The following is a 14,141-nucleotide window of genomic DNA, read 5'->3' as shown; positions in this document are numbered from 1 at the left end:
TCGTTCCGCGTGCTTCAAACGCGCGGCGAGGTTACGCATCGCGGCACCACAGATCATAAAAATTCCATACGGGAGACAGACCATGAAGTTGCGTCAATGGATGGGGCTCGCATCGGCGGCCCTTGCATTGGGCCTGACCGCTTGCGGCGGCGAATCCGATCAGAGCGGTAACAGCAGCAGTACCCCCCAGGTTCAGCGCATGGTGGTGTTTGGCGACAGCCTGAGCGACGCGGGTACCTACACGCCGGCGGCAGCCCCTGTGGGCGGTGGCAAGTTCACCACCAACCCCGGCCCGATCTGGGCGGAAACCGTGGCATCGCAGATGGGCGTGGCACTTACGCCGGCTGTGATGGGCTACGCGAACCAGGTGCAGACGTGTCCGAAACCCGGTTGCTTCGACTATGCGCAAGGCGGCTCGCGCGTGACCGATCCGAACGGTATCGGCCACAACGGCGGTGCAGGGGCGCTCACGTACCCGGTCAAGCAGCAGCTCGCCAATTTCTACGCGGCCAGCAACAACACGTTCAACGGCAGCAGCGACGTGGTGTTCGTGTTCGGCGGCAACAATGACATCTTCTACTGGGCTGCCGCCGTGGCGACGCCGAATTCGGGCGTGACGCCGGCCATTGCCACCGCACAGGTGCAGCAGGCCGCAACCGACCTGGTCGGCTACATCAAGGACATGATCAGCAAGAACGCGACGCAGCTCTATGTGTTCAACCTGCCCGACAGCAGCCTGACGCCGTTCGGCGTGTCTGGTGGCCCGGCAGGTCAGGCGCTGTTGCATGCGCTGGTGGGCACGTTCAACACCACGCTGCAAACCGGCCTGGCGGGCACGACCGCGCGTGTGATCGACTTCAACTCGCAACTGACGGCCGTGATCCAGAACGGCGCGCAGTTCGGCTTTGTCAACACCAGCACGCCCGTGTGCGATGCGACCAAGATCAATGCCTTGGTACCAAGCGCCGGCGGCAGCTCGCTGTTCTGCTCGGCCAATACGCTGATTACGGGCGGGAATGTCCAGACCTACCTGTTTGCTGATGGTGTGCACCCGACTACGGGCGGCCATCGCCTGATCGCGAGCAACGTGCTGCAGCGTTTGCTGGCAGACAGCCTGATGCACTGATCTGGCAAGTACCGGCTCAAGCAAAAAACGCCCGCGCAAGCGGGCGTTTTCATTGGTGGCGATGCCGCGTATGCGGGCTTACTGTGCAGTCGCTGTCGGCAACGTGACTGCCAGGCGTGCCAGCGTCGCCTTCAATGCTTCGCTGGTCGGCAAGATGGCGAGGCCCTGCTTGAAGGCCTCCTGCGCTTCGTCGGTCCGGCCGAGTTTCCACAGCACCTCGCCCTTGTGTGCGAGACCTTCCGCACGCGCCTCGCGCACCACATCGTCGCTGACGCCATAGCTGCCGTCCGGCTGGCTGAAGATGGCGATGGAGCGATCGAACCACGTGAGTGCTTCTTCATTGCGGCCCAACCGATATAGCGCCCAGCCCTTGCTGTCGAGGGCAAATGGATCGTCCGTGTTCTTGTCCAGATAGGCTTCGATCATCGACAGGCCACGCTCCACGCGCAGTCCTGCATCGACGAGGTCATAGCCGTAGCCGTTGAGCTTGTCGTCCGGCAACGGACGCAGATTGAGTGCGAAGTCGATGTGTTCGAGGTTGCGCTCGGCAATCGCCAGCGAGATCAGCTTGCGGGCGATGCGGTTTTGAAAGCCTTCGCTCAGCGTTGTGCCGTTGGCAGTCAGCGCACCGAGGTACTGCGCGTAGAGTGCCGACGGGCTTTGCGCTTCGTCTGCGTTGGCGATGGCTCTGCCGGGGCCTGCGCACCAGGCGTAGTCCTGCGGCGTGAACTGCATGTCGATATCGAGCTGCACCCCGCGCGCCTCGCGCGACTGCGCGTAGTACGAATACCCCCCGTCATTGGCACGGCCGCAGATCAGGTATTCGTCTGTCACATCCAGCAGGTACGGGAAGTTGCTCAACGGGACGTGATCGAGCGTGCTGACCAGGTGGAAGGATTCGCCAAATTCACCGTGGCCGATGATCGGGTTGAGTATCCAGCGCTCGGCTGGATAGCGCTTGGGCAGACGGACCTTGACCGTACGCCCCGCGCTATCGGTGGTGCCGAAGATCACGCTATCGTGTTCGCCCGGCTTGGGCGGTTTGCCGGCGATGGTGTGGTCCGGCAGGAGCAGGCGGTAACGTGCATTGGGCATCGGCTTCCCGGTCGACGGGTCGATCAGCACGAATTGGTGGACCTGTGCGCCGCGGCCGAGGGTGGCTGTCGGGGCGATCCAGTCGCGCGCAGCAGCAGGCAGCGCGGAGCAAAAAAATGCCGCGCCAAGAAGCGCGGCTGACAGACGGGAAAGCATATTGTTAGGAGGGGGCTGGCAAAAATTTCAACACCCCATCATAGCCAAGCTGCTTCGCGCAGATGTTAAGAGTGCTTCATGTTGAGGCTTGCGCGATCTGCTGTACGGCAAACCGGTACACCGCATCGACATCGTTGAGATCGAGCACGGTGATGCCTTCAGGCACCTGTATGGCATCGGCCGCATCCGTGGCCACGGCGATCACGCCACCAATCTCCGGCCACAGCGGTGGACGACCCAGCGAAGGACGGAACACCTCGATCTTCGGGAAATCGCTGCGCTTGTAGCCTTCCACGATTACCACGTCGGTATCGGGAGAGAGCAGTGCCAGCACGTCGGCCAGTTCCGGTTCCTGTGCCGGCGCAAACTCGCGCATCAGCACGAGGCGCTCGCCGCCCACCAGCACCACGTCGGCGCTGCCGGCCGAGCGCATGCGGTGCGAATCCTTGCCCGGCGTATCGAGGTCGAAACCGTGATGCGTGTGCTTGACGGCAGCCACGCGGCGCCCATCGCGCACGAAGCGCGCGATGAGCTGCTCGACGAGCGTGGTCTTGCCGCTGCCCGAGGTGCCGGTGATGCCCAGAAGTGCCGTGCGTGGGTTCGGCCGAGTCATCGCGGCGCGCCCTGGTAGATCCATTGCAGCAGCGCGTCGTGTGCAGCCTGGCCGCCGCTCGCGTTCGGGTGGTTGATCATGCTGACGACCACGAAGCGCTCGCCGTTCTCGCCTTCCACGTAGCCGGCGATGGCGCGCACGTCATTGAGCGTGCCGGTCTTGATCTCGGCGTTGCCGGCCACGCCGGCGCGCGTAAGGCGGTTGCGCATGGTGCCGTCCACGCCCACCACGGGCAGCGCATCGCGCAGGATGCCGCCGTTCGGGTTGGCGTCGGCCTGTTGCAGCAGGCGCCCCATGTTGCGCGCGCTGATGCGCTCGGTGCGCGACAGGCCCGAGCCGTTCTCCAGCACCAGCTCCGGCATTGTCAGGTTCTGCTTGGCCAGCCAGCGGTTGATGACTTCGGTCGACTGCGGCACCGAGGCAGGTTTGCGGCCGATCTCCGCACCGATGGTGAGGAAGAGCTGGCGCGCCATCACGTTGTTCGAGTACTTGTCGATGTCATGCACGACCTCCGCCAGCGTGGGGCCGTAGTGTGTGGCCAGCAGCACGGCCTGGCGCGGCACCTTGCCTTCACGCAGGCCGGGGGTGAAGCGTGTCGTGCCGCCAGCTTGCTGCCACAGCGCCAGGAAGCCGCCCCAGATGAAGTCGGCATGCGTGAGCGCGGCAATGTTGTAGACGCGTTCTCCGCAGGCGGCGGCGTAGCGGCCGTCGAAGCTGGCGAGTACGTGGCCATCGGTCTGAGTGCTGATGTTGGCGCCGGAGTTGGTCTTCCAGTCGCCACAGCCGCCGCGCGTGGTGCGCAGCTGGTTGTCGATCTGCAGTTGTGCCAAGGGTGGCGACACGTCGATGTTGACTGCGCCGTTGCCCGCGTCCGGCGTGAGCGTGAAGGTGAGCGTCTTGAACGAGTAGAGCAGCGCATCGGGCGCCACGTTGTAGGCGCGTCCGCTATCGCCATCGAGCGGCGGCGCTTCAGACAGGCCATTCTCGAAGTACGTGCGGTCCAGCACGACGTTGCCGGCCAGCTCATCTACGCCGGCGCGGCGCACATCGCTCACCAGCTTGACCAGCTCTTCTGGGATCAGCTTCGGATCACCCTGGCCGCGCAGGTAGAGGTTGCCGGTGAGTGTGCCGTTGACGGGCTGGTTATCGGCGTAGGCCGAGGTCTTCCAGCGGAAGTTGGGGCCCAGCAGATCCAGTCCGGCAAAGGTGGTCAGCAGCTTCATGGTCGACGCCGGGTTCATGCCGGCATCGGCGTTCCACTGCAGGATGGGGTTGGCGGTGCCGGTGCGGATCACGAACACGCTCACCGCGTCGAGCGGGATGTGCGCACGGGCAAATGCCAGTGCCACATTGGCCGGCAGCCCGGCCGGATTGCGTGCCGCTTGGCGCTTTTGTGCTGCGGTTGCAGCGGGCGTAGCGTGTGCAGTGTGGGCCTTGGGTTTCTTGGCATGCGCCAGCGGCGCGGCCGTGAGGGTAAGGAGCGTCGCGCAGGCAAGTGCACAGCGCGACAGGTTCAGCAAACGGGTCGAGCGAATTCGGGCCATCGGGCGGGGGGCAGAGTGGGGCACACGTGCGTGCGCCAAGTGCGGATGCAGGCATGTTAACGCAGTGACCCCATGCTTCGGACGACAAGCAATGCGGCGTTCACCGTCCAATTCCTGAAGAATCATCCGCGTGTGACGGCGGCGTCATCGCGTGGGCAATCTGGCGCAAAGCAGTGATCAGCTTGGCGCGGTAGCATGGCACCTTTGCTGCGCGACGTTCGTGCGGCAAGCGCATTCCTCGTTGTCCTCATGTCTTCCGAATTCGTGCAATCTGCCGGCGTGCTGCAGCCTCGCCGGCTTCCCCTGTCAGCCCGCGCGGCGACGATGGCCCTCTTTTTCGTCAACGGTGCAACGTTTGCGACCTGGGGTATCCACATTCCCACCGTGAAGGCGCGCTTTGGCTTGTCCGAGGCATCGTTGTCATTGGCGATGTTCATGGTTGCCTTTGGCGCCATCCTCTCCATCAAATTTGTGGGCCGCTGGGTGGCGCGCGTTGGCACGCAACACGCCAGCGTGCGGGGCGGCATCGCGTTCAGCGCGATGCTGGCGTTGATCATGCTGATGCCCAGCTACCCGGCGCTGCTGGTGGCGCTTTTTCTGTTTGGCATCAGCACCGTAGGGTTTGACGTGGCCATCAATGCACAGGCCACCACGGTGGAAGCCAACCACCACAAGCCGATCATTTCGTCTTTGCACGGCATGTTCAGCCTGGGCGGCATGGTGGGTGCAGCCGTGGGCGGCGTGCTCTTGGAACTGGGGGTGCCACCGGCCGTGCACTGTGGCGGTATGGCGCTGGTCTTGATGGCGACCGCGCTGTGCGCCGGGCCGTTCATGCTGCCCGACCACGTGCATGCGGAAGGCGAGCCCGCACACCCGACCACCGGTCGCACGCTGTTCGTACTGGGTCTCCTGGCCTTCTTCGGGCTGCTGGGTGAAGGCGCGATGTACGACTGGACGACGGTGTACATGCGCGAGATCGCGCAATCGCCCGAGGCCGTTGCCAGCGCGGGGTACGCCGCGTTTTCAGGCGGCATGGCGCTGGCGCGTTTCGGCGGCGATTTCGCGCGCGGGCGCTGGGGCAACATGCGCGTGCTGGGCGCCAGCGGCGTGCTGGCCACGGGCGGCATCCTGCTGGCGCTGCTGTGGCCGGACCCGGCTGCTGTACTGGCCGGTTTTGCGCTGATGGGCGTGGGCGCGGCCAACATGGTGCCGATCTTCTTCATTACTGCATCGCGCCTGCCGGGCGTGCCGGCTGCGGAGGGCATCGCGGCGGTGGCGCGCTTCGCCTATGTGGGCTTGCTGATCGGCCCGGTCATCATCGGCTTGATTGCCCATCGGTCGGACTTGCGCTGGGGGCTGTCAGTGGTGGCACTGACGATGGCGCTGATTGCGGTGGCGGGCCCGGGGGCGATTCGGCAGAAGGGCCAGAAGGACCAGAGGGACAAAAGGGGCTAGAAAGGGCTTAAGGGTCAACACCGATTGAGTGCGGATCGCCAAAAAAATAGGCACTTCCTGTGCGTTGACTTTCGCGTGCGCTTGCCATAGCGTACGACGAGGAGAGGGGGTTCCCCGGCGCGTTGTCATGGCCAAACCGTGGTGACGGCACCGGGATACGTTCAAAACGAGGCTGCACCATGTGATCAGCCCAAACGACCCATAGGAAAGGAGCTTCAGATGCCGTACAAACGTCTCAACCTCGTGGCAGCGGTTGCTGTCGTGGCAGCCATCAGCGGTGTGGCGCACGCGCAAACCGACAAGAAGTTCGACCCCTACAGCCAAGGCGCCAACGCCGACAAGAAGTTCGACCCGTACACCCAGGGCGCAAAGGCCGGCGACAAGTTCGACCCGTATTCGCAGGGTGCCAACAAGGACGACAGTACCGCCAGCGCGCTCAACCCGGGCGCACAGCCGGCCAACGTCGAGAAGGGCAAGTACGATACGTACACGCAAGGTGCTCGCCAGGGCGACGCCACCAGCCCGTACTCCCAGGGTGCCAAGGCGGGCGGCAAGTTTGACCCGTACAGCGAAGGCGCCAACAAGAAGGATGCGCCCAAGCAGTAAGCCCATGCCGCTCGGGTTCATGAAGACGCTGATGCATCGCCAGATGCATCGGCGTTTTTCTTTGTGGGTGGCAGCCGTGGCGGCCTGCATCACGCTGCCTGCGCACGCTGGCGGCCTGTGCACCGCGTCGTGGGTGCACGATGGCAGCCGCCTGCGGCTGGACGGCAACGGCAAGACGCCGATGATCGTCGAGTTCACGCTGCACGACGTCAACCGCGATATCCAGGACGGCTGCGAGATCGGCCTGCACATCTACGCCAAGTCGGGCCTCGTGGCGCTGGGCGGTCGGCCCATCGAGACGGTGCAGGAGCATCAACTGCTGGTGGACGAGGCGGGCGTCGTCACGCGCGTGGTCAGTATCAACGGGCGTGTGTTTGCGCAAAGCGAGCATGCCGATCTGGTCGGCACCGTCAGCACCGCCATTTCCGGCATGTTCCTGTACGGCGCGGGCCTGGCGCCCGAGGCCGAGATGCTGCCGGGCGACACCTACGAATCGAGCTTCGACTTTGATGTGGTATCGCCGCGCCTGGGCATTTCCGTCGGGCACATGCGTGCCGAGCACGCCAAGGTGGTGGTGTCCGAGCGCGAGGTCGGGCGGCCGCAACCGATGAACACGGTTGTGGGCATCCTGCAGTGCCGGCCGATCCGCTATACGCGCACGGCCACGCTGGGCGTGCTGCAGCTGGGTAATGAGTCGCTTGAGCCGGACCCGACCGTCGCCCACATCACCGATTGGTTCTGCCCGGAAGCCGGCGTGGTGATGCGTCAGGAGGTCGAGCAGCACGGCCAGACGCAGACGATCGACGTGGTCGATCTCACGCGCTGAGCATCAATACCTGTCGCGACATCATTCAACGCTGCCGTCGAAGCGGTACACGCGCGCCACCGTAAAGGGCGCCTCGGGCTCGAGCTGCGTGAACAGCGCGATGTTGTCGATGGACATTGTGGGCGGCAGCACTACGCTGCCGGCTTCCAGCGCGCGGTAGCAGGCCAGCTGTTCGGTATGGCCCAGGAGCCCGGTCAGCGTGATGTGGAAGGTGAACGTGTCGAATACGTACGGATAGCCCCAGCGCTGCAGATGGCGCTCCTGTGCATCGGACAGGCCGGCCATGCGCCGGCGAGCGAGTTCGGTAGCGGGGGCCGGCGCGCGGAAGGCGTCGAACTCGCGTACGCACGCATCGGCGAATTCGTGAAGCGCATCGCGGGCCGGATCGCCGTGGCGTAGGCGCCACGCCAGGAAGCCGCGCAGCGTTTGCAAGGCCGGCTCGATCGTGAACGGGGAATGCTGCCGCGCGAACCGGCGCAGCGCCGCATCCAGGTCATCAACCGTGTGGGTCTCTGCCAGGCGGAAGGGCGGCTTGAAGGTGGCGTGCAGGCCGTAGTGGCGTGGGTCTGCGGTCCAGCGGTCGAGCGTGGTGAGGTCGACACGGGCGTCGCTGGCCAGCGGCTGGCGCGCATGGGTGTCGATCTGCTCGCCGTGCAGCACGCAGCGGCCGAGCCAGCGGGTGCCGAGCGTATACCAGGGCTCGGGCGGCAGCAGGTAGAGCGCGTATCGCCAAGCCTTGGACAGTGCGGGCGGAGGTTGCAGCGGCGCGTCCATTGGCACGAGGCCCTCAGGCAATGAGGGGCAGATGCCCGGTGGCGTGGCGCAGGCGCCCACCCACCACCGCAGCCACCACGCGCGGCAGGCCGGGACGGCGGTCATCGACCACGATGGCATCGGCACGTAGGCCGGCGGTGAACCTGCCACGGTCGGTCAGCCCGGCGGCTTCTGCCGGGTTGGCGGACACCAGGTCCCACGCCTGTGCCAGCGGCACGACGCCGCGTTCGGCCAGCTTGAACGGTGCGGCCAGCAGAGCGGGGTAGTAGTAGTCGGAGGCCAGCACCGTGCCCAGCCCGGCCGCCACCATGGCCGCTGCGTTGGGGGCGCCGTTGTGGCTGCCGCCGCGCACGACGTTAGGGGCGCCGAAGACGATGTGCCCACCGTGCGCACGCGCCGCACGGGCCACATCCTCGGTCAGCGGGAATTCGGTGACGGTGCAGCCATGCGCGTGGAAGGCGTTGCGCGTGGCGATGTCGGGCTCGTCGTGCGAGGCCATGCGGATGCCGCGTTGCTGTGCCGCCCGTGCCAGCACGCCGAGCACCTCGTCGAGCTTGTGGACGTTGACGGCGGCGGTGTCCAGGCGGGTGCGGAATGTGTCGACATCGCACTCGGCGCGGTCGGCGTATTGGGCGAGCTTGCGCGCGTCGCCCAGCTTGTCGCGCATCACCGGCAGGTGGTCGTTGAATGACAGGAAGTGCACGCGGCCGGCGGCCATCCAGGCCAGCGCATCGGCCACGCCATCGGCGTGGTGCAGCTCGAAGCGCAGGTGCATCAGGTGCTCGGCACCCAGGTGCGGGCGCATGGCTTCGAGCGTGTCGAGCATGCGCAGCGCATAGGCGTGGCCGCGCAGGCCGCCTTCCCAGGAGTAGGTCACGCCGTGGAATTCAGTGGTGATGCCGTTGGCGAGCAACTGGCCGTCCACATCTGCCAGCGCCGTGTCGTACGGAAACGCCACACCGGGGCGGGGCATGACGGCGCGCTCAAAGGCATCGCCATGCAGATCGACGATGCCGGGCAGGACAAGCAGGTCACCACAGTCGAGCATGCCGCGCGTCGGGTCGGCATCACACGCGGCGATGCGACCGTCGCGAAACTGGACTGCCGCCTCCGCCAGGCCTTCGGCCAGGAGCGTGCGGCGCGAAACGAGGCCGGCCAAGTGACCGACAGAGGACGAAAACGATTGCATAGCCCGTGCCTGAGAGAAAGTGTGCGCGATGCAGTGCTCGCGCGCATCGAAGTTGTGCTGGCATTGTGCCGCAACTCACGTGCCATTCGACCTGACCTCGGTCATTTGCACCACTCTGAAGTAGGGAGGACCATCCAAACGCCTTAACTTTCCTGAAACCATTGTCGATAGCAAGAGAAACAGGCCCCCCAGCCCATATGGACGCCACTTCTGCAGAGCGGCCCGAACGTCCCGAACCGGACGCTGCCAGGCCGCTACCGCTTGCTGATGATCGCTACGAGGCGCTTGTCCGGCAGATGCCGGATGCGCTGTACATCGTCGCGGACGACATCATCGTTTTCATCAACGAGGCGGGTGTTCGGCTGTTTGGCGCGCAGCACGCCCGCGACATCGTCGGCCACGAGCTGGACGAGTTCGTGCATGGCGACTCGGTGCACCTTGCCCGCCAGCGCCGCGAGTGGATGGTTGCGCACGGCGCAGGCCTGCCGCCGGTAGAGCAGACCTTGCTGCGCCGCGACGGCACACCGGTCGACGTGGAGGTGTTGTCTGCCCCCGTACAGTTGGGCTGGCGCACCGCCATCCAGGTGGTGGCCCGCGACATCACCCAACGCAAGCAGGCCGAGCAGGCCCTGCGTGAATCCGAAGCCAACTACCGCGCCCTGGCCGCAGAGACGGCACGCGCCAAGGAGTTGCTGCGCTGCGAAAAGACGGTGCTCGAACTGAGCTCGCGCAACGTGCCGCTGCCCGATCTGCTGGCCGAGGTCTGCCGGCTGGTTGAAGTGCTGCTCGACGACGGGGCGATGTGCTCCGTCCTGCTGTGCGGCGATGGCGAGCACGTCACGCAGGCGGTCGCGCCCTCGCTGCCGTTCATGCTCTCGCAGGTGCTGATCGGGCTGTCGATCGGGCCGGCGCACGGCTCGTGCGGCACGGCCATGTTCCACAACAAGCGCGTGGTGGTGGAAGACATCGACACCGACCCGCTGTGGGACGACCACCGCGACATCGTGCAACCGCTTGGCCTGCGTGCCTGTTGGTCGACCCCCATCCGCGGCGACAACGCGCAGATGATCGGCGCGATGGGCATTTACTACGACACGCCGCGCGCCCCCACGCACGACACGATGGGGCTGCTTGACGGCATTACCGACATTGTCGGCGTGGCGATCCAGAAGGCGCACATCGCGCGTGAGTTGCAGGAGAGCGAAGAGCGCTACCGCCTGGCCGTCGACAACCTGACCGAAGGCATCGTCGTGCAGGCGGCCGACGGCACCATCCTCGCGTGCAACCCGAGTGCGCGGCGCATCCTGCGGGCGGGCAACGCGTCGCCGGTCGGCACCAGCCACCTTGCGCTGATGCGCCGGTCCTTGCGTGAAGACGGCAGCGAGATCCCCTTCAACGAGCGGCCGACGCACGTGGTGCTGAGCACCGGCCGCCCGCTGCTGGGCCTGACGATCGGCCTGGAACTGGTGGACGGCGACGTGGTGTGGGTGCACGAGAACGTGCTGCCCATCGCACGCCCCGGCGACGACGCGCCCACCGCCGTGCTCATCTCGTTCAACGACATCGGCCCCGCGCGCCAGGCCCAGCAGCAGCTCAAGTTCCTCGCGCAGCGCGATGCGCTCACTGGCCTGTACAACCGCGCCTATTTCTCGCAACGCATGCAGGCCGTGCTGGACGAGGCCACCACCGATGGCCATCAGGTTGCCGTGCTATTTCTGGATCTGGACGGCTTCAAGAAAGTCAACGACACCGCTGGCCACGAAGCGGGTGACCATCTGCTGCGCATCGTCGCGCAGCGGTTGTCGGCCTGCGTGCGCCAGAGCGATACGCTGGCGCGTCTGGGCGGCGATGAATTCGTCGTGCTGCTCGATAACGTGCGCTCGCTGGGCGAGGCCGAGCGCCTGGCCCAGCGCATCGTCGGCGCCATCGCGCAGCCGTTCTCCACCAGCGGCACGGAGTACTACCTGGGGGCATCGATCGGCATTGCCGTGTATCCCGAGCACGGCAGCGACGCCGCCACGCTGCTGCGCTGCGCCGATACCGCGATGTACAACGCCAAGCAGAACGGGCGCAACCAGCACCGCGTGTACACCGCGCGGCTGTCACAGCGGGCGCAGCGGCGCTTCCAGCTGGAATACCACCTGCGCCGCGCGCTGGCTGCGGAAGAGCTGTCGCTGCGTTTTCAACCCATCGTCGATGCAACGTCGATGGAGATTGTCGGTGCCGAGGTGCTGCTGCGCTGGCACAGCACGGAGTTGGGCGAGGTGTCGCCCGCCGAGTTCATCCCCGTGGCCGAAGACTCCGGGCTCATTGGCGCGATCGGCGAATGGGTGCTGGCGCAGGCGTGCCACCAGGCCGCGCACTGGCGCGCCACCTGCATGCCGAACTTCTTCGTGGCCGTGAACCTGTCGCCGCGCCAGTTTGGCGAGGGGCTGGTGCCGACCATCTCGCGGTGCCTGGCTGAAGCCGGTCTGCCCGCGTGTGCACTGGAGATGGAGATCACCGAAGGCCTGCTGATGCGCGACACCGCTGCTGTGATGCCCGTGCTCGACGCGCTCACCGCGCTGGGCATCCGCATCTCGGTCGACGATTTCGGCACGGGGTATTCATCGCTGTCATATCTGCAGCGCTTCCCGATCGACAACCTGAAGGTGGACCGCTCGTTCGTCTCTGGCATTCCGCGCCATCGCGATTCGGTGGTGATCTCGCGTGCCATTGTGGCGATGGCTGCGTCGCTGGACATGACCGTGACCGCCGAGGGTGTCGAGACGCTGGAGCAGGCCGAGTTTCTGCAAGCCGCCGGCTGCGACAAGCTGCAGGGCTTCCTGTTCGGCCCGCCGATGACCGCTGCTGCCTACGAGGCACGGCTGCGACGCGGCTGCACCGCGCAGCCCAGTACCGACGTAATGCCCACGTAAGTCAGGGCGCGTAGCGTCTCTCAAGCGCGCATTCGCCCGCGCCGATATGCCCCATAGAGGGATGCCCCGCCAACGTTGCGAGGGCGCACAAAACAACACTTGGAGACCACCGCACGTGAAGCCATTCGCCTGGGGCCGCGGCCCCAAAGCCTCTCCTGAACTTGTCGCCCGCATTGCCGAAGAAGCCGGCCGCGTGGGCATGGGCATCTGCGAGGTGTCCGGCAATGTGGAAGACGTGGCCGTGCGCCTGCGCCGCCAGGCCGATGTGTTCGACCAACTACGCAGTGCCGCCGACGCCACCATGCGTGGCAACCACGACATTGCCGTGGCGGCGCGCCATGCGCGTGAAGTGGCCTCGCATGCCACCGAAGAGGTGAGTGGTTCACGCGCCACGGTGGAGGCGTCGCTGCGCGACATCCGCGAACTGGCGATCGGCGTGGCCAGCATGGAGCAGCAGATTGCGGCGCTGCGCGAAGCACTGGTGCAGGTGGCGCAGGCATCCGAACAGATTTCGCAGATTGCCAAGCAGACCAACCTGCTGGCCATCAATGCCGCTATCGAGGCGGCGCGCGCTGGAGAATCGGGCCGCAGTTTTGCGGTGGTGGCGGGCGCGGTCAAGCAGCTTGCCGGTCAGACCGCAGAGGCCACCCAGCGCATCGAGACCACGCTGGCGGATCTGTCTGGCCAGACCGACAAGCTGATCGGCGACAGCAGCGCCAACGTGGCGCGTGCCCAGCGCGTGGATACGGGCACGCAGGCCATCGGCGCGGTGATCGGCGTGGCAGGCGAGGCCATCGCGCGTTTTGATGCCGAGGCCACCAGCATTGCCGATTCCACCGCCGCTATCGAAGATGAATGCGCCTCGCTTGCACGCGAAGTGGAGGCCATGGCTGAGGGCGTCAAGCAATCGAGCCACAACATCGACAATGCGCAGCAGCAGCTGTCGGGTTTGCTGGCGGTATCGGAAGCGCTGATTCGGCACACGGCTGCCACCGGTGTGCAGAGTGCCGATACGGCGTTCATCGACGCCGTGCAGGCGACGGCGCGCAAGATCGGTGCACTGTTTGAATCGGCTGTCGCGCGGGGTGACATCAGTGAGGGTGACCTGTTCGACCGTGCGTATCAGCCCGTCGCCAATACCGACCCGCCGCAGCATCTGGCGCGTTTCACCGCGTTTACGGATCGCGTGCTGCCTGCGCTGCAGGAGCCGCTGCTGGGGCTCGACCCGCGCGTGGTGTTCTGCGCGGCGGTGGATGCCAACGGCTACCTGCCGACGCACAACCTGAAGTTCTCGCAGCCGCAGGGCAGTGACCCGGTGTGGAACGCCGCTAACAGCCGCAACCGCCGGATGTTTGCCGATCGCACGGGCCTGGGTGCCGCCCGCAACACCGAGGCTTTCCTACTGCAGACCTATCGCCGTGACATGGGCAACGGCAGCTTCGCGATGATGAAGGATGTGTCAGCGCCCATCTACGTCAAAGGGCGCCACTGGGGCGGGTTGCGGATTGGGTACAAGGTGGCGGGGTAGGGTGCCGAACTGCATGGATGGCGTTCGGGACATCGTCGACGGCGTTTGGAACGGCATTGGCCGGGTTCGGAACCGCGTGCATGGGGTTCCGAACCGCATGCATGGCGTTTGGAACTCAAACCGTTGGTGTTCGGAACGCTGGGGGCGGCGTTGGGAACCTCGCGGGTCAGGTTCGGAACTTCATCAATAAGGTTCGGAACTTCGAGGGGTGGGGTTTGGAACGCCGCGTGCGGGGTTCGAAACCCTGCTGGTGGGGTTGGATGCGGAACGGTTGATGCTGGTGGTGCATCCGGTGTTTCGTCCCCTGCCGG

Annotated in this window: 11 protein-coding genes; 6 read left to right on the top strand and 5 right to left on the bottom strand. The window is 65.7% G+C overall.

Going from position 1 to position 14,141, the window contains the following annotated elements; all coding sequences use genetic code 11:
- Positions 1–82: 82 nt before the first annotated feature.
- Positions 83–1,126, top strand: coding sequence for an SGNH/GDSL hydrolase family protein (locus PI87_RS26240; RefSeq protein WP_039600687.1), 1,044 nt, complete (start codon positions 83–85; stop codon positions 1,124–1,126).
- A gap of 78 nt (positions 1,127–1,204) precedes the next feature.
- Here PI87_RS26240 and PI87_RS26235 read toward each other — a convergent pair whose 3' ends face one another.
- The 3 genes from PI87_RS26235 to dacB all read right to left on the bottom strand — a co-directional run bounded on the left by PI87_RS26235 (position 1,205) and on the right by dacB (position 4,534).
- Positions 1,205–2,377, bottom strand: coding sequence for a tetratricopeptide repeat protein (locus tag PI87_RS26235; RefSeq protein ID WP_039600686.1), 1,173 nt, complete (start codon positions 2,375–2,377; stop codon positions 1,205–1,207).
- Between the two features lie 76 nt (positions 2,378–2,453).
- The gene (gene mobB / locus PI87_RS26230; protein WP_039600685.1) at positions 2,454–2,990 is read right to left on the bottom strand and encodes a molybdopterin-guanine dinucleotide biosynthesis protein B; all 537 of its coding nucleotides are present in this window, start codon (positions 2,988–2,990) and stop codon (positions 2,454–2,456) included.
- Entirely contained in the window at positions 2,987–4,534 is a 1,548-nt protein-coding gene (dacB, locus tag PI87_RS26225; protein WP_039600684.1) for a D-alanyl-D-alanine carboxypeptidase/D-alanyl-D-alanine endopeptidase, read from the bottom strand. Before dacB ends, mobB begins: the two co-directional genes overlap by 4 nt.
- A gap of 249 nt (positions 4,535–4,783) precedes the next feature.
- Between dacB and PI87_RS26220 the strand changes: the two genes are divergently transcribed.
- From PI87_RS26220 to PI87_RS26210, 3 genes are all read left to right on the top strand, one after another.
- Positions 4,784–5,989, top strand: coding sequence for an MFS transporter (locus PI87_RS26220; RefSeq protein ID WP_039600721.1), 1,206 nt, complete (start codon positions 4,784–4,786; stop codon positions 5,987–5,989).
- 219 nt (positions 5,990–6,208) lie between these two features.
- The gene (locus PI87_RS26215) at positions 6,209–6,595 is read left to right on the top strand and encodes a hypothetical protein (protein WP_039600683.1); all 387 of its coding nucleotides are present in this window, start codon (positions 6,209–6,211) and stop codon (positions 6,593–6,595) included.
- Between the two features lie 43 nt (positions 6,596–6,638).
- On the top strand, positions 6,639–7,421 hold the full coding sequence (locus PI87_RS26210; RefSeq protein ID WP_442965534.1) for a hypothetical protein: 783 nt from the start codon (positions 6,639–6,641) through the stop codon (positions 7,419–7,421).
- Between the two features lie 21 nt (positions 7,422–7,442).
- Here the strand turns inward: PI87_RS26210 and PI87_RS26205 are convergent, their stop codons facing one another.
- Both PI87_RS26205 and PI87_RS26200 read right to left on the bottom strand, forming a co-directional pair.
- Entirely contained in the window at positions 7,443–8,195 is a 753-nt protein-coding gene (locus PI87_RS26205) for a DUF1045 domain-containing protein (RefSeq protein ID WP_039600681.1), read from the bottom strand.
- A 13-nt stretch (positions 8,196–8,208) separates the two neighbouring features.
- Positions 8,209–9,384, bottom strand: a complete 1,176-nt coding sequence (locus tag PI87_RS26200) for an alpha-D-ribose 1-methylphosphonate 5-triphosphate diphosphatase (RefSeq protein WP_039600680.1) — start codon at positions 9,382–9,384, stop codon at positions 8,209–8,211.
- Positions 9,385–9,581: 197 nt separating this feature from the next.
- Here PI87_RS26200 and PI87_RS26195 point away from each other — a divergent pair, with 197 nt between their 5' ends.
- Complete coding sequence (locus PI87_RS26195; protein WP_039600679.1) at positions 9,582–12,302, top strand: sensor domain-containing protein; 2,721 nt, start codon at positions 9,582–9,584, stop codon at positions 12,300–12,302.
- A gap of 115 nt (positions 12,303–12,417) precedes the next feature.
- Complete coding sequence (locus tag PI87_RS26190; RefSeq protein WP_039600678.1) at positions 12,418–13,830, top strand: methyl-accepting chemotaxis protein; 1,413 nt, start codon at positions 12,418–12,420, stop codon at positions 13,828–13,830.
- The last annotated feature ends 311 nt before the right edge of the window (positions 13,831–14,141 follow it).

Origin of the sequence: Ralstonia sp. A12, assembly GCF_000801955.1 — a bacterium.
In the GTDB taxonomy this organism is placed as follows: domain Bacteria; phylum Pseudomonadota; class Gammaproteobacteria; order Burkholderiales; family Burkholderiaceae; genus Ralstonia.
Note: the sequence above shows the minus strand (reverse complement) of the source record. Positions and strands in the feature narration are given on the sequence as shown.